The sequence below is a fragment of the Vreelandella sp. 21 genome (genome assembly GCF_050995515.1).
Taxonomy (GTDB): domain Bacteria; phylum Pseudomonadota; class Gammaproteobacteria; order Pseudomonadales; family Halomonadaceae; genus Vreelandella; species Vreelandella alkaliphila.
Map to the genome: position 1 here is coordinate 3,447,267 of NZ_CP194673.1, position 24,788 is coordinate 3,472,054.

A 24,788-nucleotide genomic window follows, 5' to 3' on the forward strand; every position below is an offset into this window, starting at 1 on the left:
GGTTGTCAGCCACTCGCGTGCCAGTGCATATCATTACTGGCTTTCTCGGCAGCGGTAAAACCACACTTATCCACAGCCTAATCGAGCAAAAGCCTGTGGATGAGAAGTGGGCCATTTTAGTCAATGAGTTTGGCCAAATTGGCATTGATCAAGCAATGTTTGAACAACGCGGCGATGTCGTCGTCAAGGGGCTCCCCGGTGGCTGCCTATGCTGCCAGCTGGCCTTTGTGCTGCAGGCTGCACTGGTCAATTTGCTCGCCCGCAACAAACCAGACCGCGTCATTATTGAGCCTTCGGGACTGGGCCACCCAGCTGGCTTACTCGACTTGCTGCGCGGCGAAGCCTTTCAAGGTGTTGTGGCCGTTCACGATATTATTGCCACCCTAGATCCGCGCCGGTTAGATGAATCTCGGGTCCGTGAACACGAGACCTTTCAAGATCAGTTGGCCATGGCCGATGCCATCGCCATTACGATGGGTGAGCAAGCTAGTAGCGAACAACATGAGCAGGCGCAGCGGTTTGCGACGGAACTCTGGCCACCACGCAAGTGGGTTCATCGCAGTGAGCATGGCACTATGCCGCTATCGCTACTGTTGAACAGCACCCAGACCCGTGCCCAAAAAGATACCACTGTTCCTGATACGCATCGTCAAATGATAACAACCCCCACGCTGGAAGGCGCTTTTTTTGATGCAGCCCCTCCGCTGGGCCAACCTCAACACAAGACGGCTAGCTCCCTTGGATACACCAGCACAGGCCTCCGTTGGCACCCCAGCGAACGCTTTGACCTTGATCGTTTGGCCGCCCACTTAGGTGAGTTTCCCTCATCTGCGCGAGTAAAAGGCGTCTTTCATACCGAGCAGGGCTGGAAGCAGCTCAATCGAGCCGATGGAACACTTAGTCTCGGCAATAGCGCCTGGCGGCAGGATTCACGGCTTGAAGTGATTACCCCTGATAATGACGCTGATACCCACACCAATTTACTGACAGAACTGCAATCATCAGGAGCGCTGTTGGGCTAAGAACGCTTTCTCGATAGCATCTATCGGCATAGGGCGTCCAAATAAATAGCCTTGAAAAGCTTGGCAGCCATGAGCCAGCAACCACGCTTTCTGGCTCTCTGATTCGACGCCTTCGGCAATGACATCAAGATTTAAGCTTTTTGCCAGGGCAATCGTACTCTCCACAATGGCCGCATTAGCACTGCTTTCTAACACTTGATGGACAAACGACTGATCGATCTTAAGCTGATCAAGTGGCAACTGCGCAAGATAGGCCAGCGATGAATAGCCAGTGCCAAAGTCATCCAGAGAAAAACGCACACCTTGGGCTTTCAGGCTAAGCATTTTGTCACGGGCATCGTCGCGCGCTTCCACAAACAGCGACTCGGTAACCTCAAGCTTGAGGCGCTCAAGCGGTGCTTTTGTACGCATAAAAACCTGCTGTAAGCGAGATAAAAAATCGCTATCGCGAAACTGCAGTGGGCTGATATTCACGGAAATCGTCAGTTCACGCAGGTGTGGCGTTGCTGCCCAGCAAGCTAGCTGATGGCATGCAACTTCAATGACCCATTCACCAACCTCATTAATCAGCCCGGTACTCTCTAATAGCGGAATAAACTCGCCAGGTGAAACCATGCCACGCTCTGGGTGCTGCCAGCGCAGCAGTGCCTCAACTCCCGCAAAGTGACCAAGGCGATTAACCTGAGGCTGGTAATAGAGACGCCATTGATGACTCTCCAATGCCTGCCGCAAGTCGGCTTCAAGCTTAACCCGTGCCAGTAGCGTAGCCTGCATCGAAGGATCAAAAAAGCGTATGGCATGACGCCCACTCGCTTTCGCCTGTAATAAGGCCATATCGACCTGCTGAAGGTAGTCTTCGGCGCTTCGCTGGCTATCGGACACAACCGTAATCCCAACGCATGCGGTCACCATGACTTGCTCTTCAGAAAAGCTAATCGGCTCATCAAGTGCCACCAGAAGTTTCTGGGCAATATGCTCTGCTAAGCGGCGTGTCCGGCGAGGGCTTCCATCCACGCCCTCAATAAGCACTGCAAATTCATCACTACCCAGACGAGCCAACGTATCGGTATCGCGCAACATTTGGCCAAACCGCTGGGCAACCCGCTGAAGCAGCTGATCGCCGGCGAGGTGCCCCAGGGTATCGTTAATATGGTTGAAACGGTCAATATCAATCACCAACAACGCCCCACATCGCTGATGGCGGTTTAACTCTTTTAGTGCTGTCTCCATTCTGTCCATAAACAGGCGTCGATTTGCGAAGCCCGTTAATGGATCGTAAAACGCGAGCTGATGGATCTCTTGCTCAGCGGCTTTACGCTCACTTATATCACTCATCGTGGCAACGTAATTGGTGAGCACTCCGTCTGCATCGTAAACAGCACTGATCGTCAGCCACTCAGGGAACAGCTCACCATTTTTGCGCTGATTCCAGATTTCTCCCTCCCAACTTCCTGTGGTTATCACCCGCTTCCACAAACGACGATAAAACGCTGCGTTATGGTGGCCAGAGCTAAACATACGCGGGTTCTTACCGATCACCTCAGCTTCGCTATAGCCGGTTATACGCTTAAACGTCTCATTAACTTTTAAAATATTTCCCCGTGCATCCGCCACTATGATACCCAGGTGGGCTTGAAAAGCAGCCGCGGCAATCTGCAGCTCTACTTCTGCGCGCTTCGCTTCGGTAATATCACGGTTCACCGATAACACTCCCTCAAACTGTCCAGCACTACTTATTAGCGGACTCACGGTGGCATGAAAATGGTGTGGCTGTGCATCAATGGTCAGCGGATACTCAAATCTTTCTACTTTATGCAACTGCTGTACTCGCTCAAAAACGGCGGCAAATGCACGAGCTAAGGGAACAGGTAAAACATGTGAAAAGTGTTTCCCCAGCGCATCTTGGCTTTGAACAAGTAGCTGCTCAGGGGAAACCGCATGGATATAGCTAAAGCGCCCTTCCACATCAAATACAAAAATCAAATCCTGGATCGAGTGGACTAGGGCATCCATACGCGCCCCGCGCGCTTGCGCTTCGGCTCTTGCTAGCTCTCGTTCTTTTATTCGCTCATGTAGTTGATAAGCTAACGCGAGGCGGTTTAGGTAGTGGCGAACGCCCCAGGCTCCCAATAGCGTAATCAAACCAGCGACCAACAATAACACCAGCAAACGCTGGCGCCATCCTGTCATCAGCGTATGAAGGTCAACGCCCACTGCAACAAATACCGGATAGTCACTAATGCGTTGCATGTGAAATAAGCGTTTACTTCCGTCAAGGGGCGAGATCGCGGTTAATGTCCGATCAAGATTACCGCTGTTTAACCACTGCTGTGTCTCAGGTGCATCAAGTTGGCTACCAATGAGCATTCCTTCATGGGGAGCCGGGTGCCGAGCAACCACTTTTAGATTTTCATCTATCAGTGCCATACTCTCACCGTCGTACAGTCGCATTTGCTGCAGCGCACTATTGAGGATATGCGGCATGATGCGAGACATAATCACACCAGCGAAATCACCCTGGTCATTCACTAGACGCCTGCCATGGTAGAGAAAGAAACGCTGCTTGCTTGCCGACCAAATAAGCGGCGTCATCATTTCGTCTTGGCCACCTTGTTGAAAGGTGCGGAAAAAAGCGCTGTCGCCAACCCCCTCCCCAACATGTCGATTATCGTTACTGCTTAGACGTAGGCGCCCCTGAGGGTCTAAGACACTAACACTATCGATCAGTGGCACGTACTCGGTAAGATTGTCTAGCGCTCGCTGGACGGCAGTTGCACTTTCCGCCCCTAAACTATCCAACTCCGAATCGTTTGCTTGCTGAACATCCAACAGCTCGGCCAGACTAAACAAACCTTGGCTGCTCTGCCCAAACATGCCTTTCACCCATTCTGACACCACATTCGCACGGGCAATCACGCGGGATTCAGCCGCATTAACTTCTTGGTGATATTGGCCTTTGAGCAACCAGCCAAACAGCGCAATCATCATACATAACGACAAAATATAGAGCGTAATAACGCGCTGTTTTTGGCGCCGAAAGCCAAGCATTGTCTGGCTTTTGTTAGTTACCCGATCACTGCGAGGTAGCAGCATTATATGTAGGCCTTATTCAGATATCCCGAAGCACACCTGATACAGTATAAAAAGAACGGTGAAAGATAGACCACAGCGGCTCCTCGTAAGCGGTGCTAAATAGTGGCGCGGCTTGTTTTTGATGTATATCTATTTTCAGCAAAAAAGCTCATAAAAGTCGTTATTTTACTTAATAAGAGGCTGCCATGGCATCGTTAGGCCAAATGAGTGACTACGAAGTACGCTTGGTACGTATTTTTAAAACGGTAGTGGAATGCGGTGGTTTCACCGCTGCGGAAACCGCTTTAGGCATCAGTCGCTCAGCCATTAGCCAGCACATGAATGATTTAGAAGGCAGGCTAGGCTTTTCACTATGCCAACGTGGCCGAGGCGGCTTTAGTTTAACCGAAGAAGGCAAAGAAATTTACCAAGCAGGTTTGACTCTACTGACCGCGCTCGAAGCCTTTAAAAGCGATGTCAATGCATTGCATCATACCATTAAGGGCGAACTAAATATCGGCATCACCGATAACTTGGTTACCTTGCCCGCCATGCATGTTACTGATGCGCTCGCCGAGCTAACAGCGCCAAACCATGAAGTCACCGTTAATATCCACATGGAACCTTCGGACGCCGTTATTCGGAGCGTGATGGATGGCCATTTGCATGTCGGCGTAGTGCCCGCCGTTAATTTACCCACCAGCTTAGAAACACACTTGTTGTATGAGGAGCCTTCGTTTCTTTACTGCGCAGTTGGCCACCCCTTGTTTGATGAAACTGATGAAGCATTCACAGCTGAACAGATCGCCGCTTATCCAGCGATAACGCCTCGCTACCCACTCCCTAGCGATGCACGTAAAGCACATGATGCGTTAAATTTACAAGCGTCTGCCTCTGATCGGGAGGGCGCTGCGTTTTTGATTCTCACTGGACGCTTTATCGGTTTTCTTCCAGAACATGTTGCCGCCCAATGGGTTAATGCCAATAAGATGCGCGCCCTTCAGCCGGGTGCCCAGCGTTATCAGATTCCGTTTGTTCTAATCACTCGCCATGACCGCCGACCCAACCGGGTGGTCGATGCATTTCTAGGATTTGTGAAAGGCACAAAATAGCTCACCTGTTTATGCCAAGCACAAAATAATCAAAGCTCGGCGCTTAGCCGAGCTTTGATTATTAACGACGTTTATATATAACGAGTTTATAGCACCGCCCTCCTCTGTGAGGGCGGTCACGCTTTGCGCAACAGCTTGTTCCGCTATAAGAAGGCGACATAGCGCCTCTTCTCTTGAGACTATGAGAAACTATCGCATATAGAACACTTTCTCATAAAAGGAACTCCGATGAAGCCTACCTCTTTTGCCACTAAATTCGTTCCTACATTCGCCACAGCCGTACTGTTTTCAGCCATCAGCGTAAACGCTCATGCCGAACAGCGCCTCGCCACCTTCGACTTAGGCAGTCTAGATACGTTAGATGCGCTGGGCTTAAGCGAGCAGGTGGTTGGCGTCCCCAAGCAGAGCCTGCCCACCTACCTAGAGCAATACGCTAGCGACCGCTATAGCGATATTGGTGGCCTGCGCTCACCGGATATGGAGGCCATCAGCGCTAGCGAGCCTAGCCTGATTCTTTACACTGGCCGCCAGGGCGATTGGGAAGAAGCGCTTGGCGATATTGCCCCGCTACTTAACACCAGTTTGCAAGGCGATAACTACCTCGCCGCTTTTGACGACAACGTGCGTGAGCTAGCCAGCCAATTTGGGGCGGAAAGTGAAGCTGATGAGGCACTTGCAACGCTCCACACAGAGATCGAAGCGCTACGCGAAGCACTCAGCAATGCCCCCAGGACACTGGTCGTCACTCACAACGGCGGCAACCTGATGCTTAACCAACATCCCGTCGTTCACGATGTGTTAGGCGTGGAAGCGCTCAACATGCCGGAGAGTGTGACCTCAGAAACCCGTGGTGAACGCACATTTACACCGCTTTCTGCTGATGCCATTGCCGACATCAAACCAGACGTCGTGCTGGTCATTGATCGCAGCGCCGCCATTGGCGATGAACCTGCGGATGCCGACCAACTGCGCCAAGCACTAGCCGAGGCAGGTACTACCCCCCAGCTAGTGATGCTAACCCCGGCACTTTGGTACCTCTCCGGTGGCGGCCTACAAAGCTTAGCGCTACAAGTTGAAGAGGTCGCTGCTGCGCTGAATTAAGTGCTCGATGAATCCTCATGAATCTTGATCTGGTAAAGCACGCAATAGATCACCGGTAGCACGATAAGGGTGAGTAGCGTGGCAACACCGAGACCACCAATCAGCGCGACCGCCATGCTGGCGAAGAATGCATCACTAATCAGCGGTATCAGCCCCAGCATGGTGGTTAGCGCAGCCATTGAAACTGGTCGCACGCGGCTAATGGCGGCGCGCACCACGGCGTGATAGCGATCTTTGTGTAGTGGCAGTTGAACATTGATTTCTTCCACCAGAACAATGGCATTTTTAATCACCATCCCAATCAAACTCAGCGTGCCCAGCAGCGCCATAAACGAGAAAGGCAACCCGGTTAGCAGTAACGCGGCCACTACGCCGACAATGGTCAACGGCACCAAAAACCAGATCGCCAGCGGCTGACGGAAGTTATTAAACAACACCACCGTGATAATAAACATCATCACCAACCCAAGTGGCAACGATGCAAATAGGCCGCTCTGGGCTTCACCGGCGGTCTCAAATTCACCGCCCCACTCAAGCCGATAACCGGGTGGCAATTCTAGCGCCTCTACTTGAGGTCGGACTTGAGCCAATACGCTAGCCGCCGTCACTCCGCTTAGCGGGTCGGGTTCGCCATACACCGCCAGCATACGCTCTCGGTCACGGCGCATAATTAGTGGATCTGCTACCTGGGTCGTCACATCGCGCATCACTTGATCCGCAGTGATGTAGCGCCCCTGCTCGGCGCTCCATACGTTAAGCGACCCGACATTATCGATATCGTTGCGCTGCTCGGGTATCGCTCTGGCGACAATCGGAATCAAGTCGCTGCCGTCACGGTAGATGCCCACCTGACTACCACTCGTACTCAGCGCCAGTGTGGCTGCCAGATTCTCGCGCGTAACGCCCAGCCGTCGCGCTGTGTCTTCGGCAAAAATTGGCACCACGGCCTGAACACGGTTACGCCAGTTGGTGCGGACACTGACCATATTAGACGTATCACTAAACAGTGCTGCGACTTGATCACCTAGCTGGCGTAATACAGCGGGGTCGCTGCCGTAAAGCCTGGCTTCGATCTTGGCTTTCGGGGCAGGGCCAACTTCCAGCGGGGCAATTTTATAGTCGATATCGCTGTGATCGCGTTCAAGTACGGCTTCGATATCCGCCATGCGCGCTTGCTGTATAGCTTTGTCATCGGTTTCGACAATTAGCTGAGAATAGCTGGCATAGCGGTCTTCCGGCGCATAGGTCAGAGTAAAGCGCTGGGCACCGCCGCCTACCACGGTGGTGAGATGGCGGACACCCTCCATTTCCATAACCACCTCTTCCAGCTCTGCAACCCGCCGCTCGGTTTCCAGAATATCGGTGCCTTCCGGCGTGCGGTAATCAACAAAGAAGATGGGCGTATTTGAGGCAGGGAAAAAGGCATTTTTGACGGAACCAAAACCGACAACCGCACCTGCCAGTATGACCATCACCAGACCAAGTGTTAGCCAACGCAGCCGGATACCCGCCACAATCACGCGGCTAAACAAACGGTACACCATCCCTTTGTAAGGATCTTCATCTGTGCTGCTAGGCGCCACATTGCGAAACAGCAGTTTGAAATAGAAAGGCGTGAGCGTCAGCGCTGTCAGCCAACTTAGCAGCAGTGAATACAGCAACACATAGAACAGCGAGCCGATAAATTCACCGGTGGTATCTGGCGACAACCCAATTGGAGCAAACGCGGCAACTGCGATCAGCGTGGCTGCTAGCAGCGGCCAGGCATTTTGTTTAACCACCTGATGCGCCGACTCACGAATACTCTGGCCACGCTTTAGGCCCACCAGCATGCCTTCAGTGACCACAATGGCGTTATCGACCAGCATCCCCAGGGCTATAATCAGTGCCCCCAGCGAGATTTTTTCCAATTGCAGACCGTGAATGCGCATCAGCATAAAGGTGCCAATAATGGTAATCAGCAGAATAAAGCCCATTAGTAGGCCGCTGCGCCAGCCCATAAACAGCATGAGCACTACGATCACAATGGCCACCGCCTGGATCAGGCTGATTAAGAAACCGGATACCGCCTCATCCACCACGCTCGGCTGGTCATAGACCACGTTGAGTTCCATACCCAACGGGGTGCGTGCTTCCAGTTCTTCAAGCCGCTGTTCAAGCCGGGCGCCTACTTCGACCACGTTGACGCCGCTTTCAAACGAGATGCCCAGGGAAATAGCCGGTCGCCCCATGTCGCGGTAAAGCTGCTGCGGTTGCTCGGTCAAGCCACGGGAAACCTCTGCGATATCGCTCAGCCTTACCAGCTCGCCGTTACCTTCACTAACGATTAACGCGCGTAAATCATCAATATCGGCGGAACTACCCGAAGGCGTTACTCGGAAACGCTGCCCCCCCTGTTTCAAGTGACCCGAGTCCACTACGGCATTTTGCGTATTAAGCAATTGTTGGAGTGAACTTAGCGGAATGTTCAGCGCACGTAGCCGCTCTCGGTCAACTTCAATGAAAATGCGCTCCTCTCTTACTCCCGCCAGAGACACCTTTTCAACGCCGTCGACCAAGGCGAGTTCACGCTTAAGAAACTCGGCCTGGCTTTTCAAATCGGGCATGGCATAGCCATCACCGGTCAGGTTAATCATCAAGCCGAACACATCGCCAAAGTCATCGTTAACTCGTGACTGGCTAGCACCTGGCGGCAAGGCGGCCTGCGCATCGCCAACTTTACGGCGTAACGAATCCCACAGCTGCTGAAGCTCATCGTTTTGCACCGTGCTTTGCAGCTCGATGGTGATTTGAGAAAACCCGTTAGAACTCACCGAGCTGATGCGTTTAATCGCGGGCATTTCTTGAATGGCTTCTTCTAGCGTCGAGGTGACTTCCTGCTCCACTTCTTCTGGCGTAGCGCCAGGATACTGGGTGGTGACTAGCGCATTACGAATGGTAAATTCAGGAAACTCAAGCTGCCCCATGCCAGTGAAAGCGAGCGCCCCGCCGAAGAGCAGCACCACGGTCATTAAATAACTAGCGGCCCGGTGGCGTAAGAAGTAATCAACCATCTTATAGCCCCTGTTCCTTTTCCCATGGTGTTACACGCATATCAGCGCTGACACGATGGGCTCCCGCTGCCACTACACGATCATTCGCGGCTAGTTCGCCACTCACCTCTAACCCCTTAGAAGTTAAACGCCCCACCTCGACCGGTACCGCCTCTAAACGATCCGGCGCCTGAAAACGCCACACCACCGCCTGCTCCGAGCTCTCACCTTGATAGCTAATGGCGTTAGGCGGCAAATGCCAAACAAGACTTTCAGACGCTGGTAACAGTTGGCCTAAATCAAGCCGCACGGTGGCGCTCATGCCATCAAGCAGCGTGATATCGTCGGGCTGCGGTAGCCGAAGCGTTACCTCATAAGCCAAGCTTTGGGCGCTGGCCTGGGTGGTATAAGACGCCAGCTGCGCAAGGTAAGGTTTTTCGCTATTGCCAAACCGCACTTCAAAGGCCATCGCCATTTCAAACGGGGTCACCTCATCGTTGCGCGGTATCTGCTGAACGATTTGCTGCGGTAAATGAAAGATCACATCAAGCTGCCCTGGCTGCTGAATCACCGCCACGGTTTCCTGCACCTGGACAATCTGCCGATTATCTACCGGCACCTGGGCAATCACACCATCGTAAGGTGCGCGCAGTTGGGTATTTTCCAGTTGCTCTTCGGCCTGTTCAAAGGTCGCCCGAGCGGCACGCAACTCCGCCTCTGATTCATCAAACCGTGCTTGGCTAATCGCTCCACGCTCTAGGGTATAGCGCATGCGTTCGTGAGTGGCCCGTGCCAGTTCTAACCGTGAACGGGCGCTATCCAATTCACTGCGCATATTACGATCATCAATACGCGCGATGAGGGTGCCTTCCGTTACCCGCTGACCGGGAGTCACGTTAATCTCTAAAAGCTCACCCGCCATGCGAAACGATAGATTGCTGCGTGTAGTGGCTTCAACGCGCGCAGGAAATTGTCGCTGCAGCGCGGCACCAGACGCTTCTAATGTCACCAGTTTCACCGGCCGAAGAGGAGGCTCATTCTGGCTTTCGGCATAAGCGTCACCTGTTGCCAGCAGCAGGGCCAGCAGCGCTGGAAGCAATCGAATCACAGTGTTACGCACAGCGGACTCCTCGGTGGTGTTATCAATACACAGACATAAAAATTTCACTGACATCCATGAATGTCAGTGAGCGTGTATACTAATCACCTACTGGCGACTTTGCCATTCAGTAATGCCAATATAAGTGCACTTTTTTGTTAGGAGCCGCTATGTCACGCCGCAAAGCTGAGGCTGAACGCACCCGCGAGGCCATCCTTGATGCTGCAGAAACTCAGTTTCTCGCTCAAGGCGTGTCGCGCACCACATTGGCTCATATTGCCGCAGCGGCTGGCGTTACCCGAGGTGCGATTTACTGGCATTTTGAGGATAAAGCGGCGGTATTCGATGCCCTGCTAGAGCGTGTTCGCGTGCCGCTCGATGAAATTGTCGATGATGCTGTGCTGCGACTGGGCCACACCCCCACCAAATGCCTGCAAGAGATTGCCCTGAGTGCGCTTGGCGCTATCTGCCATAACCTTCCGTTACAGCGCGCCGCCACCATCGTGCTGCATCGCTGCGAAAAGCTGGAAGATGATCATCCACGTATCAGCATGATCACTCGGCTGTCCGAGCATGCTGAAATGCAGGTTGAGCAGCTATTTGAGAATGCCCGGCAAGCCGGCCATCTGCGCGCTGACCTCACGCCCGCCAGCGCCCGGCGCCAGTACCATAGCTTTTTAATCGGCATTTGCTTTGATTGGCTACAAGATCCGCAGCAATTCTCATTAGCAGACGAGTACGAGAGCATGATCGAAACGTTAATGCGGGGATTGCTAGTGGAGAGCGCACTCTAAACGCTTTGAGAAGATAAGCTTGGCATGCAGGTTGCTCCCATCACTAGAAAATTTCCATTCACTTGATGAGAGAGAGCTGACCTATGCACATGCAGATCATTAACGCCCGGCTACGCCAGCGCCCTGAGCTCTACCGGCTTGAGATTGAGAACGGTATTTTCTCGGCAATCACTCCCCAGGACGCGCCACAAACGGTAGGGGATGGGCAAATTGATGCAGGCGGCAAGCTGCTTTGCCGAGGATTCGATCTTCGACCCCTGGTACTCGCTGGGTAACGGTAAGCTGTTGCGGACGCTCGATTTTGGCTTGCATATCTGCCAAATGATGGGCTATCAGGATTTCAGCCAGGCGCTGTCGCTTATCACTGACAACAGCGCACGCACACTCAATATTGAAGCGCGTTACGGTATCGAGGTCGGCAAACCCGCCAGCTTCAACCTGCTGGAGGGTGAAGATGACTACAGCGTGCTGCGTACTCAGGGCGAGGTGCTACTTTCCGTTCGCCACGGTGAAATCATTATGCAGCGCGACCCCGCAAAGATTACGACACCCCCGTGGCTTGGTATTTAGAAAAAGCGTAATATAGCCGGGCTGATAATCAGCAAAGTTCTCAGGGCGGGGTGAAAGTCCCCACCGGCGGTGATGATGGCTGAATAAACTTCTGTCATCTAAGCCCGCGAGCGCTCAAGACTGTTGTTTTTTATTTCTTGAGGTCAGCAGATTCGGTGAAAAGCCGAAGCCGACGGTGATAGTCCGGATGAAAGAGAACGGTACCTTAGACACGCAACTTAAAAAGTGGCTTCAGCCACCTTTTGCGGTTGCCTGACGATCGGTTCCGCGTGCCCTGATTCTGGTACAACTTATCCAAGAGAATGACCATGAATCAGACATTTCCGCTAACGCTTTCAACACACACCACGGCTCAGCGCATTGCGTTTATTCAAGGCCACTGGCATCACGATATTGTCGAGAAGGCCTATGAAGCATTTATCACTGAAGTAGAACGCTGCGGTCTTAGCGCCGAACAAGTGGACATCTTCACCGTATCAGGTGCTTACGAAATCCCCCTCCAGGCAAAGGTACTCGCCGAGAGTGGCCGCTACGGCGCCATTGTCGGGGCAGGCTTTGTGGTAGACGGCGGCATTTATCGCCACGACTTTGTCGCCCATGCGGTCATTGATGGCTTAATGCGCGTGCAGTTAGATACGCAAGTACCGATTATCTCGGTCGTCTTAACACCACACCACTTCCATGAGCACAGCACTCACCACGACTTCTACACCCAGCACTTTGTTACCAAAGGGCAAGAAGCCGCCCAGGCGTGTCTGAATACGATGGAGAACCTGCATCGAGCGCGCAAGCTAAGCAACGCGTAAATCTATAGTGCAGTTAAAACCTGAGCTGTTTGAGCCCGGCTAAACGCCGGGCTTGAAATGACGGCTCCTTAGTCATCATTGCCGTTATTTGATATCCAGCAAATAGCCGTAAAACGCCGTGTTGCGCTGCCAGTCCAAGGACTCATAAAGGTGCTGGGCGCGCTCATTCTCTACCTGCGTCATAAGGATTAAGCGCGCGACACCATGCTCGCGAGCCAGTTGGGTAGCGGCTTCCATTAACGCCCTTCCCGTCCCCTTATCACGACACTCCGGCAACACAAAAAGATCATTTAGCGTCCAACGCGCATTCAAGCCCACCGTGGAAACTCCAGGATAAAGCTGCACGAAACCAGTGAGGTTAGCGTCGCTATTTTCACTAACTAAGATACGCGAGTCAGCCTGCCCAAAGCGCTGACGCAAGAAGTCCCGCGCCGCACCGATATCACTCGGCTGACTATAGAACTGCCGATAGCCGTCTAATAGCTGGGTTAAAGCATCAAGATCATGAATGGTCGCTGCGCGAATCTTGGTCATAGTGCTACCTCCTGAACGTATTACGTAGTGGACTGGCTACTTCCCATCACGGATCTTTCCATCACGGATCTATCAAACATTCAGTAAACAACGTATCGCCAATGGAATACAGTAGAAGTACTACGAAATGAGATACTGCTATGCCTGACTTTATTGCCCCAGATAATCTTCCACGCTGCCAGTGGTGTGGCGGTGCCCCCGAATTTCTGCCCTACCATGACAACGAGTGGGGGTTTCCGGTGGTTGACGACCAGCGGTTATTCGAAAAGCTCTGCCTGGAAAGTTTTCAGTCAGGCTTAAGTTGGCGCACCATTCTCAACAAACGCGAGAACTTTCGCGCTGCTTTCCATCATTTCGACTTCCATCACGTTGCCCGCTTTGGCGAAGAGGATGTGCAGCGCTTGCTGCAAGACGCCGGCATTATTCGCCATCGTGGCAAAATCGAGGCGGTGATTAATAATGCTCAGCGGGCGCTGGAAATGGTCAACCAGGAAGGCTCACTGGCCGCATATTTCTGGCGTTTCGAGCCAACCCTCGATTCACTTGCCGCACCACAAACTCAGACCACCTCGCCTGAATCCATCGCACTTGCTAAAGATTTGAAAAAGCGCGGCTGGAAATTCGTTGGTCCAACCACTGCATTTGCGTTTATGCAGGCAATGGGGCTACTCAATGATCACTCGCTGACGTGCATCACTCGCGAGCACGTCGAACAGGCAAGGCAGCAATTTCAACGACCAAAATAGCAACAGAGGCACAAGACACTATACTTTTTGCACAAACGTGCCATGCCCAGATGGCCGGCCTACGTATTCGCTGGGTGCCGTCTTGTAGTAGGGTATGATTTTTACACACTCATCTATACACCGAACAGCAAGGGGACATCACGTTCCCAATGGGGTTAACGTGGTCCAAACGCTCTCTTCGCACACAGAATCCCGCGCTTCGATATGGAAAGCTTGGAGCGTGCATATATTCACGGCCAGCGGCGTACTGCTCGGCACAATGGCGCTGCTCTCGCTGATCGACAACAATCCAGTCGCCTGCTTACTATGGCTTGGCGCGGCGATGATGGTCGATGGTTTCGATGGCACTCTGGCGCGTAAGTATGAAGTAAAAACCATCCTGCCCCACTTCGATGGCTCGACGCTTGATATGGTCATCGATTATCTAACCTGGGCATTTATTCCCGCTCTGTTCATTTACTTCTTTATCGAGTTACCGCCCAATTTCGAATTGCTGTCAGTGTTTATCATTCTGCTGTCATCGATGTTCTGTTTCTGCAACACTAATATGAAAAGCCAGGATAATTACTTTGTTGGCTTTCCTGCTGCCTGGAACATTGCTGCGGCCTATTTTTATATTCTCGATTTACCGCCCTTCATCACCTTTGCATCTATCGTTTTTCTCGCCATTCTTACCGTGACCAAGATGAAGTTCCTGCATCCGTTTCGTGTTCGTCAGTTCATGCCACTCAATATCGCCGTCACGCTATTATGGTGCGCCTGTGCAACGTCACTGGTGCTCTCCAGCCCCGCGCATGCCGCCTGGGCCCTATGGGGATGGGGCATTGCATCCGTTTACTTCATTGGTATGTGCGTATGGCGTACCGTTCAAGAAGCGTTTTAACTTAGCGATACCTCATACCGCTGTGCCTCCTCCACCATTTCGGTGGCGAGTTCTCCCACGGTGCGCACGGCATCTTCAATGGCCGGTGTTAGCGTAAATGCGTAGTTAAGTCGCAAACACTGGCGAAACTTGCCCGAGGCTGAAAATAGCGAGCCAGGAGCCACATGGATGGCGCGCTTGGCTAAGCGTTCATTAAGGCGTACGCAGTCCACGTCGGCAGGTAACTCCACCCATAGCAAAAAACTGCCTTGTGGATAACTGATGCCCGCGCCTTCTGGAAAATAGCGCTGCACCCAGTTGATCATGATGTCCCGTTGGCGCTGATATTGGCGGGTAACATAGCGAAGGTGACGCTCGTAGTGGCCTTTGGCGACAAACTCCGCCACCGCCAACTGCGGCAATGTGGCCGAGGCACCGGTAGAGACATACTTCATATGCAGCGCCTTATCTCGATAACACCCCGGCGCTAGCCAACCCACTCGTAGTCCTGGCCCCACCGTTTTCGAAAAGCCACTGCATAACAGCACCCGCCCATCGTCATCGAAAGACTTCACCGTCAACGGCCTTGGGTGGGTATAGGAGAGATCACCGTAGATATCGTCTTCAATGATGGCCACGTCGAAGCGTTGGGCGAGTTGAAACAGCGCCTGTTTGCGCGCCTCGCTCATGGTGTAGCCCAGCGGATTGTTATACGTCGGAGTGACCTGGATGGCACGGATCGGCCACTGCTCCAGCGCCATTTCCAACGCTTCCAAACTAATGCCCGTTTGCGGATCAGTAGGAATCTCCAACGCTTTTAGACCATTGGCTTTTAGGATCTGCATGGTGCCGTAAAAGCTAGGCGAGTCCACGGCCACCACGTCGCCAGGCTGAGTAAGGGTGCGCAGCGCTATCGACAATGCTTCCTGGCAGCCGGTGGTGATCATGATGTCATCCGGATGCAGCAAACAGCCGGAGGCAATGGCCAGCCGCGCTACCTGCTGACGCAGCTCGGGGCTACCACTCAGTTTGTCGTAGTTAAAGCCATTCAGATCGTTCTTACGGTGCAGCCCCGCCAGTGTTTTCGACAGCGGCTTAAGCGTTTCATAAGCCAGGTTCGGCACACCGCGCCCAAGCAGCAGCCGACTATCGTCACGCTCGGTAGCGACCAGCTCTAATACTTGATCCCATTGGGAGACATCCAGCGGGCACTGCGCAGGACGAGAGACAGAAGGCAGCACCGCAGGCACTCTGCTTGGAAGTACAAAGTAGCCCGATTTCGGCCGTGATTCGATCAGCGACACATCCATCAGTTGCCGATAGGCTTCCTGAGCCGTCGAGATACTGACATCAAGCTCCTGACATACCGCTCGAATAGAAGGCAGGCGATCGCCCACGCGGTAAATACCGTGCTCAATTCGCTCCCGCAAAATACAAGCGACTTCTTCGTAGCGCGTCATGACTCCAGCCCTCTATCTTTGAAATGCTTTTAAAATCGCTCTTCAAAACGTTCTTGAAGACGTTTTAAAAACAATACAGATACCCTGCCCAGCAACCATACAGAGGTATAACATATACCATCTGTATCTTGAAAATAGAAAAGCCTATATCTGTATTGACCTAGCATGGCTGCGTAATCTGGTGGAGCACATCGTCATCAAGGAGAACTGCCATGCTACGCTTCAGCCTCACTCAGTTTCGCTGTCAGTTACGTCACTATCATCAACGCCGCCGTAGCCGCCGTCAGCTACTAACCCTTGATGACCGACTGCTAGAAGATATTGGAATCACTCGCACCCAGGCGCAAAAAGAGGGTTGTAAACCGTTTTGGCAGCACTCGTCATGCAAAAGAGGTCCCTATGAAAACTGCTGAGTATTACCTGTTGGATGTGTTTACCGATAAGCCTTTTTCGGGCAATCAGTTGGCAGTTTTTTTAGATGCCGATGAGCTTGAAACCAGCACTATGCAGGCAATTGCCAATGAACTTAACTTGGCTGAAACGGTATTTTTAGGCGCGGCGACAGCGGCTAATCACTACCCTATGCGGATTTTTACACCGACGTCTGAGCTGCAGTTTGCTGGCCACCCCACGGTAGGTACCGCGCATCTACTAGCGGAGTTAAACCTCGTCAACCGCGAGCAGGGCATTGTGCTACAGCCACCTGTCGGCGAATTAGCGGTTAATTATGAAAAAAATACAGCAACATTCAAAATCGCCCAGCCCGTCATGGTCACGGGCAGCACGATTGATCGCCTTACTGCCGTTGAGCTACTAGGGCTAGACATCCACCAAGTCATTGGCGATCCCATCATTGCCTCTTTCGGGCTGCCCTTTCATCTTATTGAACTAGCCGACCTAGCGGCTCTAGAGCACATACAAATCGCCGGTGCAGTATGGGCGGATGCCGTTACACGCAGCGGCACTGAGCAGATATACCTTTATGTACTGGAACAACGAGACAACGGAGAGACGATTGTACGGAGCCGCATGTTCTCCATGCACGCCAGTATTTGCGAAGACCCCGCCACTGGCAGCGCTGCAGCAGCTTTAACTGGCTATTTAGCGTCACTCAAGCCAGATCCCCTACACTGCAAGATTCACCAGGGTGTTGAAATGGGGCGACCAAGCGTTATCCACACCACCGCCAATGGTGAGATTAAGTCTGGCTATGTCAATGTGGGCGGTAAGGCAGTCATCGTGGGTAGGGGTGAATTTAATCACCTGGGTTGATGATGAGGTGATTTATTCTTCAACGTGGCTTTGGGCCAGCGGGCAATCACCGCGGTTACAATAACGGCAAAGAAGAGCCGTGCCCATAAGATACCCGTTATATCGGCTCCAAGCATTAAGATCAGCAGCGTATCTTCTATTACGCTATGGCAGAGGCCGAGAAAACACAGCGCTAGCGTGCTGTCGCGCTTGCTAAGCACCCCGTTTTGCACGTCACGAATCAGCAGCCCTGCGCCATAGCTTAGTCCCAGCGTGAAACCAATGACCGTCACATTCGCTGCCGAACGACCAATGCCTAATAGCTTGAGCAACGGTAGCAAACCAAGATGAATCCAACGCTCTAGACCCAGCCTTTTTAAAAGTTTTAAGAGCACAATCAGCGCTAAAATAATCACAAAAATAAGCGCTAACGTTTCCAACTGTGCCAATGCCCAACCGCTGAGCGTTGGTGCTGATGAAAAACTTGGCTGCCAGACCAATTCAACGGGAGCTTGCAACAAACCAAAATACGAATAGAAGCAGTGTAACAACCAAGCAAGCAGTAAAGCCCCACCCACACGCAGAACCAGCGTGCCCCACCAAGGTACGCCAGCGCGCTTGGCTACCGCTCCCTCAACGGGAAGCGAATGCCCTACCAGCATCAACGCACCCAGTACCGTTACCTGCTCAACACTCAAAGGCGTTTCACCGACGACTTGGAAAAACACCGCAATGGCGGTGTACAAATTGGTGAAGAGCGCCGCCGCCCACACAACACCCATTTGTTCAGGCAAACCGAGTGTGCTCATTAAAGGAGCTAATGCCGCCCCCAGCCACTCGATCATACCGAGTAGTTCTAACCCTTTGACGATGAGCAAAGCAGGTATCAGGATTTTGAGTAATGTCACATACACGCGCAGCGCGTCTTGCAGTACACGACCTACCACCGCCAATAAATAGTGAATTGTGATCCGCATCAAGCCCTCCATTGCCATTGTTTTAACAAACGTTATGATAATGGAGATGACGCAGAATCTTCTTTCCAATACGGTGCCTACAATCACTATTCGTTCTTTATTAACATAGAAAGAGAATCTTATTCATGGACGCTATTGATCGAAGAATTCTTGACCAGCTTCAAAGCGATTCCAGCCTGACCAATCAAGCATTAGCGGATGAAATAGGGCTTTCCCCCTCGGCCTGTTTAAAGCGGGTTAATCGATTACGCGATGCGGGAGTCATTGAGCGTGAAGTGGCGCTACTCAACCCTGATGCCTTAGGCCAGCGCCTACACATGGTGGTGGAAGTCACCATGGAGCGGGATAACAAGTTACTCTACCAGCAGTTCTTAACATCAGCGGTCAACGCCCCTGAAGTGAAGCAGTGCTATCAAGTAACGGGTGAGTGTGATTTTGTGTTGATCGTGGCAGTCGCTGATTTAGATGAGTACGACCGCTTTTGCGACAGCGTGCTCTATGCCCACGACAACCTGCGCAAGTTCCGCACGTTACTATCGCGAAAGCGGCATAAGTTTGATACATCTGTGCAACTCAGTCATTGAGCACTGCTCTACGCCGTCAACCCAATCCCCCGCAAAATCACCGAGGTTACCGACTGCACGGCTTTTTCAAACTGCAGGTCGTCTAAGGGTTTATCGTCGTTAAGCAGGTAGATTTGGTAGTCGAAGTCGGCGTAGTGCTGGGTGGAGGCCCAAATCATATAAAGGAGATAGGACGGTTCAACGGGGTTAATTTGACCGGACTCGACCCACTCGCGAATTTTCGACTCTTTCAATTTAGCCCATTCGTATAAGTTATCGCGCAGGCGCTCTTTTAGAATGGGTGCGCCCTGCATTACTTCCGCTGCCCATATTTTCGAACCGTGAGCGCGGTAGCGAGAATGATTCATTTTGGCGCGGATATAGCTAGAAAGCACGACTCGTGGGTCGTCGTAGAGTTCGAAGCACAGCGCGTCCTGTTTCCAGATTTCCAGCAGCGCTAGCAGCACTTCCTGGTAGAGCGCCTTTTTAGTGGAAAAATAGTAGTGCACGTTGGATTTGGGCAGATCGGCCAACTGGGCAATTTCCCCCATCGATGCTCCGGCATAGCCTTTTTCAGCAAACAATTGCTCCGCCGCCTGAAGAATCTTTTTTACGTTGGTTTGCCGAATTTCGTCCTGTGTTCTCGCCACGCTGCTCGTCCCTTTACGACTAAGATACGCACACCAAAAAAGTGCACCACCGCTGAGCAGTGGTGCAGAGAAGATGGCGTAGTTAGCTTACGGCGTCAACGTTGGTTAGTGGGAAACGAAAACTCGGCACGTGTGGCTTCGCTCACCGAAGGCCAGCGCTGGGAAACCGCTTTTCGGCGGGTATAGAAGCGTACAGAGTCAGGGCCGTAGGCGTGAAGGTCGCCAAACAACGAGCGTTTCCAGCCGCCAAAGCTATGGTAGGCCACCGGTACGGGAAGCGGTACGTTAACACCCACCATGCCCACTTCGATGCCATCGGTAAAGCGTCGAGCAGCCTCGCCATCGCGAGTAAACAGGCAGGTGCCATTGCCGTATTCATGGTCGTTAATCAATTGCATAGCATCATCTAAGCTGCCGACCCGCACCACGCACAGCACTGGCCCGAAAATCTCTTCCTGGTAAATGCGCATCTCGGTAGTAACGTTATCGAACAGGCAACCACCAACGAAATAGCCATCTTCATGACCCGCGATTTTCAGCTCACGGCCATCGGCCACTAGTGACGCACCTGCCTTTATGCCGTCTTCGATATAGCCCAACACCTTGTCACGGTGCTCTGCCGTCACCAGCGGGCCCATATCCAAGCCTTTATCGGTACCAGGGCCAACCTTGAGCTCAGCAATTTTAGGCAGCAGCGTTTCAACTAATCGATCTGCCGTCTCGTCACCCACGCATACCGCCACCGAGATGGCCATGCAGCGTTCACCGCAGCTTCCGAAAGCCGCCCCCATCAGAGTATTGGCAGCGTTTTCCAAATCAGCGTCTGGAAGCACCACGGCATGGTTCTTCGCCCCACCCAGAGCCTGAACGCGTTTGCCAGCGGCCGAACCACGGGAATAGATAGCTTCTGCTACCGGCGTTGAGCCAACAAATGAGATGGCTTTAACGGCCTTAGCATCTAGCAGCGTTTCCACCGCTTCGCGACTACCGTGCACCACATTCATCACGCCTTTTGGCAACCCAGCTTCTTGCAACAGCTCGGCTACCGCCATCGCCGCCGAAGGGTCTTTTTCCGAAGGCTTGAGAATAAAGGTGTTGCCGCAAGCAATCGCCATCGGATACATCCACAGCGGCACCATGGCAGGGAAATTAAATGGAGTAATGCCGGCCACTACGCCCAATGGCTGGAAATTGGACCACGCATCAATACCCGGCCCAACGTTATGGGAATACTCACCTTTTAATAGCTCAGGCACACCGCAGGCATACTCGACATTTTCGATGCCGCGCTTCAGTTCGCCCATCGCATCTTCAGGGGTTTTACCGTGCTCTTCACTGACCAATTGCACCAAGCGGTCAGCGTGCTCCTCTAGCAGTTGCTTGAAGCGGTACATCACTTGGGCACGCTTAGCAGGTGGCGTATCTCGCCAAGCGGGAAACGCAGCTTGGGCGGCGGCAATAGCCCGCTCTACGTCGGCGGCGCTGGCGTCCGCCACTTGGCGAATCACTTTACCCGTTGAAGGGTTGGTCACGTCCAGCGTGCGCTGGCTGTCGATTAATTCACCGTTAATCAGATGGGAAACAACGCTCATATTTAAACTCTCTGAAATTTAGGTCAGTCGGTTATGCTAACGAATCCAGGGTGGTGGCAACGGCATCAAACAGCCGCTCTAGCTCAGCCTCTGTGGAGCCAAACGGAGGGCCGAACTGCAGTGTGTCGCCGCCATAGCGCACGTAAAACCCAGCTTCCCACAAGGCTAAATGGGCATCCCTAGGGCGAATGGTGGGGTCGCCATCTCTGGGGGCTAATTGAAGTGCGCCCGCCAAACCATAGTTGCGAATATCAACAATGTGATTGCGACCTTTTAGAGCGTGCAGCTTTTGTTCAAAAGCGGGCGCGATAGCACTTACCTGGGCAGGGAAGTTGTCACGCTCCATCATTTCAAGCGCCGCTAAACCAGCGGCACAAGCGACAGGGTGGGCGCTGTAGGTATAACCGTGGGAAAACTCAATGGCGTGTTGGGCACCGCCAGCGTGCATAAAAGTGTCGAAAATTTCGCTGGAAGCAATCACCGCACCCATAGGAATAGCGCCGTTAGTGATCTGCTTGGCAACATTCATGATATCCGGCGTAACGCCAAACGCTTCTGCGCCGGTGGTTGCGCCACTGCGGCCAAAAGCAGTGATCACTTCATCGAATATCAGCAGAATATCGTGGGCGGTACAGATCTCGCGCAGCCGATCCAGATAGCCTTTAGGCGGCACAATCACCCCGGCAGAGCCAGACATTGGCTCAACGATCACCGCCGCAATGGTGGATGCATCGTGCAGGGCGATTTGATCAAGCAGCGCATCAGCAAGCTCGGCGCCGGTTTCGGCTTGGCCACGGGTGAAGGCGTGACCTGCCTGCAGCGTGTGCGGCAGATGCGTCACATCCATCAATTGGCCGTAGTGCTTACGATTGCCACCGATGCCACCCAGGCTGGTGCCACCAATATTCACCCCGTGATAGCCCTTGGCACGGCCAATCATGCGTGTCTTTTCGGGCTTACCTTTTAGCCGCCAGTAGGCCTTGGCCATTTTGACAGAGGTATCAGCGGCTTCTGAACCAGAGTTAGTGAAAAACACATGATCCAGCCCCGCAGGTGTAAGGCTGGCCACTTTTTCCGCCAGCTTAAACGCCAGCGGATGGCCAATTTGAAAACCTGGCGCAAAGTCGAGAGAGCCGAGCTGCGCCGCCACCGCTTTTTGGATCTCTTCACAATTGTGACCTGCACCGCAGGTCCATAAGCCAGAGAGTGAATCAAATAGCTTACGGCCCTGGTCATCGATGTAATAGCGCCCTTCCGCGCCAGTAATCATGCGCGGGTTGGCGCGGAAATCACGGTTAGCGCTAAACGGCATCCAATAGTGCTGATTAAGCGCGCTGGGAGAAGCGTTTTGTTCGTCAATAAACGCCTGAGGGGTAGTGTTGTTTTGTAGGTCAAACATGGTGTCCAGCTCCATCGCTATGAGACATAGCCTCAGCATGCGCCACTTAACATGTTTATAAAATTACGCTTTTCTTGTGTTCACGTTAGAAAATTTATACGTAATAAGCAGGCTCTCGTTATCCATTCTGGCTTGACGATATTTTGAAAAACGCCTATTTGTTATATCTATACGAATAAATACAACGAATGAGTGGTTCACGCCCCACTAACGCTTGGCAACCGCGCTGCGCTTAATAACGCTGCTGTTGGATAGCTTTTGCTGGATTGCTTTGCGCTGAAAACCAAGCTCACACACAAACCATAAACAAAGGGCAAACGTGTTATGAAATATCTACCTCCTCTTAAACTAGCGCTTTATAGCGGCATGCTGCTTGGGTTCTTCATGCTAGAAAGTCCCATCATCATGCTAGCCAATCGTATAGAACCCATGTTGATGGGCATCCCCTTTTTATTGGCCTGGAATCTCTTTTGGTGGTTTGCATTAACGGCGCTGTTTTTAGTGGCGTACTTGACAAACTGGGGCAGCCCATCATCAACGGCTAACCACACCATTAAGCAACCATAAAAGGGAGATAACGCATGACCGGTAGCTTATTAATTATTGCCGCATTTATGATCATCCCTTTATTAGTAGGGGTTCTATCGGCACGTCAATCGCAAGAAACGAGTGAAGACTTCTTCGTTCAAGGCCGCGCGATGGGTAGCATAGCGGTATTTTTCACCGTAGCGGCCACGTGGTGGAGTGCGTTTGCCTTCTTGGGTTCTAACGCTACGTTCTATACCAATGGCCCGGTCTTTCTGACTGCGCTAGCCTGGAACTTGCTGTTTGGCTTTATGTATTACTGGATCGGCAAGCGGGTTTGGTTTTTAGGAAAGCGGTTCAATTATTTAACGCCATCAGATTTAATTGGCGACTTTTATAACAGCGAAGCGCTGCGCATTACCGTTGCGGCGATTACGCTGATTTTTACCGTACCGTATTTACAGATCCAGTTAACGGGTGGTGCCTATTTAATTGAAGTTGCCTCTGGTGGCTTGATTCCTTTCTGGCTCGCCGCGCTGCTGTTTTACTTCATTATTATTATCTATGTATGGATTGGTGGCATTCGTGCCATTGCCTGGACCGACGTCATTTATGGGGCTCTGCTGTTCTTCGGCATGATGTACGCAGGCTACTATATTTCCACCCAAGTGGGTGGGCCATCCGCTCTATTCAGCCAACTCCAGCAAACCTCTCCTGAACATCTCACTATGCCAGGGCCGAACGGCACGATGGGCTATCCCATGTGGTTCTCACTGTTTGCGATAACGGCTATTGGCGCCTTTATGGGCCCACAAATTTGGTTGCGCATGTACTCAGTTAAGCACGGCAAGCTGTTTAACTTAATGCCCTTCTTATTGGGCTTAGCAGCTTTTGCCTATGTAGGTTCTGTTCTATCAGGTTACTCGGGTGTGCTGCTTGAGCCGAATGTGGAAAATCCCGACCAAATCCTACCCATCATGCTCATGGAGTATGCGCCATATCTACTTGCTTCACTGATTATGGCAGCGGGCGCATCAGCCGCCATGTCAACGGCAAACTCACAGATTCACGCGGTATCCACGGTAGTGACAATGGATATTTACAAACGCTATGTGAACCGTGACGCAAGCCAAGCCCGTATTGTTTATATCGGTCGCTTATCACTGGTGGGCTTCTCACTGGTGGCTTATATCATGGCGCTTACCGTACCCGGTGTTCTGGTCACTATCGGCATTGCTGCTCTGGCAGGCACTGCACAATTGGTGATTCCTACACTCGGTGCCATCACTTGGAAAAAAGCTCACCCTACTGCTGCTCTAGTAGGTTTGTGGGCTGGCGTTGGCTGCGTGCTTCTGATGACCTTTGGCCCGCTAAGTGCCCCCCTTGGCTTCCATGCGGGTATTTGGGGGCTACTGCTCAACATCGCACTGTTTGTTGGCCTAAGCCATGCATTGCATCGCCGTGACACAGCGGTTGTGGAACGCTTTACCCAGGCGCGCTACGACTATGATGCGGAGTACCACCCCGAGCGTTTACCTAACTATGCACAAGAACCTAAACCAGCTTATGCACAAGAAACTAAGCCCTCAGTAGCTGATCGCTAACAATCAACAAAGGAGTG

At 52.3% G+C, this 24,788-nt stretch carries 22 protein-coding genes, 1 pseudogene and 1 riboswitch; of the genes and pseudogenes, 14 read left to right on the forward strand and 9 right to left on the reverse strand.

Going from position 1 to position 24,788, the window contains the following annotated elements; translation table 11 throughout:
• The first annotated feature begins 2 nt into the window (after positions 1 to 2).
• Positions 3 to 1,022: a CobW family GTP-binding protein gene (locus ACN06F_RS15730; RefSeq protein ID WP_433924262.1), complete on the forward strand. Its 1,020-nt coding sequence runs from the start codon at positions 3 to 5 to the stop codon at positions 1,020 to 1,022.
• Here the strand turns inward: ACN06F_RS15730 and ACN06F_RS15735 are convergent.
• Positions 1,002 to 4,115 carry a bifunctional diguanylate cyclase/phosphodiesterase gene (locus tag ACN06F_RS15735; protein WP_433924263.1) on the reverse strand — a complete coding sequence of 1,038 codons (3,114 nt, stop codon included), beginning with the start codon at positions 4,113 to 4,115 and terminating at the stop codon, positions 1,002 to 1,004. The genes ACN06F_RS15730 and ACN06F_RS15735 overlap by 21 nt on opposite strands.
• Before the next feature lie 185 nt (positions 4,116 to 4,300).
• On the opposite strand from ACN06F_RS15735, the gene ACN06F_RS15740 reads away from it, so the two are divergent.
• Complete coding sequence (locus tag ACN06F_RS15740) at positions 4,301 to 5,206, forward strand: LysR family transcriptional regulator (protein WP_038478604.1); 906 nt, start codon at positions 4,301 to 4,303, stop codon at positions 5,204 to 5,206.
• Between the two features lie 228 nt (positions 5,207 to 5,434).
• On the forward strand, positions 5,435 to 6,307 hold the full coding sequence (locus ACN06F_RS15745) for an ABC transporter substrate-binding protein (RefSeq protein ID WP_038478607.1): 873 nt from the start codon (positions 5,435 to 5,437) through the stop codon (positions 6,305 to 6,307).
• On the opposite strand, the gene ACN06F_RS15750 is transcribed toward ACN06F_RS15745, so the two are convergent.
• Entirely contained in the window at positions 6,304 to 9,360 is a 3,057-nt protein-coding gene (locus ACN06F_RS15750) for an efflux RND transporter permease subunit (RefSeq protein WP_253486146.1), read from the reverse strand. The two genes, ACN06F_RS15745 and ACN06F_RS15750, sit on opposite strands and share 4 nt — an antisense overlap.
• Before the next feature lies 1 nt (position 9,361).
• Complete coding sequence (locus ACN06F_RS15755) at positions 9,362 to 10,459, reverse strand: efflux RND transporter periplasmic adaptor subunit (RefSeq protein WP_051626368.1); 1,098 nt, start codon at positions 10,457 to 10,459, stop codon at positions 9,362 to 9,364.
• A gap of 149 nt (positions 10,460 to 10,608) precedes the next feature.
• Between ACN06F_RS15755 and ACN06F_RS15760 the strand changes: the two genes are divergently transcribed.
• The 4 genes and pseudogenes from ACN06F_RS15760 (at position 10,609) to ACN06F_RS15775 (ending at position 12,608) form a co-directional block, all read left to right on the forward strand.
• Positions 10,609 to 11,232, forward strand: coding sequence for a TetR family transcriptional regulator (locus ACN06F_RS15760; RefSeq protein WP_038478614.1), 624 nt, complete (start codon positions 10,609 to 10,611; stop codon positions 11,230 to 11,232).
• Between the two features lie 83 nt (positions 11,233 to 11,315).
• Entirely contained in the window at positions 11,316 to 11,507 is a 192-nt protein-coding gene (locus tag ACN06F_RS15765; protein ID WP_176472092.1) for a hypothetical protein, read from the forward strand.
• Positions 11,461 to 11,802 (forward strand): annotated as a pseudogene (locus ACN06F_RS15770) (amidohydrolase family protein); the annotation flags it as partial. The gene ACN06F_RS15765 and the pseudogene ACN06F_RS15770, both read left to right, overlap by 47 nt.
• Positions 11,803 to 11,834: 32 nt before the next feature.
• A riboswitch (FMN riboswitch) is annotated at positions 11,835 to 12,005 on the forward strand.
• A gap of 105 nt (positions 12,006 to 12,110) precedes the next feature.
• Positions 12,111 to 12,608 (forward strand): 6,7-dimethyl-8-ribityllumazine synthase, encoded by a 498-nt coding sequence (locus ACN06F_RS15775; protein WP_253486147.1) that lies wholly within the window; start codon positions 12,111 to 12,113, stop codon positions 12,606 to 12,608.
• 84 nt (positions 12,609 to 12,692) lie between these two features.
• On the opposite strand, the gene ACN06F_RS15780 is transcribed toward ACN06F_RS15775, so the two are convergent.
• A complete protein-coding gene (locus ACN06F_RS15780) occupies positions 12,693 to 13,142 on the reverse strand; it encodes an N-acetyltransferase family protein (protein ID WP_433924264.1) in 450 nt (149 codons plus the stop codon).
• Between the two features lie 140 nt (positions 13,143 to 13,282).
• On the opposite strand from ACN06F_RS15780, the gene ACN06F_RS15785 reads away from it, so the two are divergent.
• A complete protein-coding gene (locus ACN06F_RS15785; protein WP_433924265.1) occupies positions 13,283 to 13,888 on the forward strand; it encodes a DNA-3-methyladenine glycosylase I in 606 nt (201 codons plus the stop codon).
• Positions 13,889 to 14,090: 202 nt separating this feature from the next.
• Positions 14,091 to 14,771, forward strand: a complete 681-nt coding sequence (gene pcsA, locus ACN06F_RS15790; RefSeq protein ID WP_342743730.1) for a phosphatidylcholine synthase — start codon at positions 14,091 to 14,093, stop codon at positions 14,769 to 14,771.
• On the opposite strand, the gene ACN06F_RS15795 is transcribed toward pcsA, so the two are convergent.
• Positions 14,768 to 16,210, reverse strand: coding sequence for a PLP-dependent aminotransferase family protein (locus tag ACN06F_RS15795; RefSeq protein WP_038478637.1), 1,443 nt, complete (start codon positions 16,208 to 16,210; stop codon positions 14,768 to 14,770). The genes pcsA and ACN06F_RS15795 overlap by 4 nt on opposite strands.
• Before the next feature lie 212 nt (positions 16,211 to 16,422).
• Here ACN06F_RS15795 and ACN06F_RS15800 point away from each other — a divergent pair, with 212 nt between their 5' ends.
• Positions 16,423 to 16,623 (forward strand): DUF1127 domain-containing protein, encoded by a 201-nt coding sequence (locus ACN06F_RS15800; RefSeq protein ID WP_038478640.1) that lies wholly within the window; start codon positions 16,423 to 16,425, stop codon positions 16,621 to 16,623.
• Positions 16,610 to 17,482 (forward strand): PhzF family phenazine biosynthesis protein, encoded by an 873-nt coding sequence (locus ACN06F_RS15805; protein ID WP_433924266.1) that lies wholly within the window; start codon positions 16,610 to 16,612, stop codon positions 17,480 to 17,482. The genes ACN06F_RS15800 and ACN06F_RS15805 overlap by 14 nt, the downstream gene beginning before the upstream one ends.
• On the opposite strand, the gene ACN06F_RS15810 is transcribed toward ACN06F_RS15805, so the two are convergent.
• Positions 17,470 to 18,438, reverse strand: coding sequence for a hypothetical protein (locus ACN06F_RS15810; RefSeq protein ID WP_433924267.1), 969 nt, complete (start codon positions 18,436 to 18,438; stop codon positions 17,470 to 17,472). The two genes, ACN06F_RS15805 and ACN06F_RS15810, sit on opposite strands and share 13 nt — an antisense overlap.
• A 125-nt stretch (positions 18,439 to 18,563) precedes the next feature.
• Between ACN06F_RS15810 and ACN06F_RS15815 the strand changes: the two genes are divergently transcribed.
• Positions 18,564 to 19,022 (forward strand): Lrp/AsnC family transcriptional regulator, encoded by a 459-nt coding sequence (locus ACN06F_RS15815; protein ID WP_433924268.1) that lies wholly within the window; start codon positions 18,564 to 18,566, stop codon positions 19,020 to 19,022.
• 8 nt (positions 19,023 to 19,030) lie between these two features.
• Here the strand turns inward: ACN06F_RS15815 and ACN06F_RS15820 are convergent, their stop codons facing one another.
• The 3 genes from ACN06F_RS15820 to ACN06F_RS15830 all read right to left on the reverse strand — a co-directional run bounded on the left by ACN06F_RS15820 (position 19,031) and on the right by ACN06F_RS15830 (position 22,642).
• On the reverse strand, positions 19,031 to 19,651 hold the full coding sequence (locus ACN06F_RS15820) for a TetR/AcrR family transcriptional regulator (RefSeq protein ID WP_089040624.1): 621 nt from the start codon (positions 19,649 to 19,651) through the stop codon (positions 19,031 to 19,033).
• Between the two features lie 95 nt (positions 19,652 to 19,746).
• On the reverse strand, positions 19,747 to 21,243 hold the full coding sequence (locus ACN06F_RS15825) for a CoA-acylating methylmalonate-semialdehyde dehydrogenase (protein WP_433924269.1): 1,497 nt from the start codon (positions 21,241 to 21,243) through the stop codon (positions 19,747 to 19,749).
• Between the two features lie 31 nt (positions 21,244 to 21,274).
• A complete protein-coding gene (locus ACN06F_RS15830; protein WP_433924270.1) occupies positions 21,275 to 22,642 on the reverse strand; it encodes an aspartate aminotransferase family protein in 1,368 nt (455 codons plus the stop codon).
• A 324-nt stretch (positions 22,643 to 22,966) separates the two neighbouring features.
• Between ACN06F_RS15830 and ACN06F_RS15835 the strand changes: the two genes are divergently transcribed.
• Positions 22,967 to 23,209: a hypothetical protein gene (locus tag ACN06F_RS15835; RefSeq protein ID WP_089040622.1), complete on the forward strand. Its 243-nt coding sequence runs from the start codon at positions 22,967 to 22,969 to the stop codon at positions 23,207 to 23,209.
• Positions 23,210 to 23,223: 14 nt separating this feature from the next.
• Complete coding sequence (locus ACN06F_RS15840) at positions 23,224 to 24,771, forward strand: sodium:solute symporter family protein (RefSeq protein WP_433924271.1); 1,548 nt, start codon at positions 23,224 to 23,226, stop codon at positions 24,769 to 24,771.
• The last annotated feature ends 17 nt before the right edge of the window (positions 24,772 to 24,788 follow it).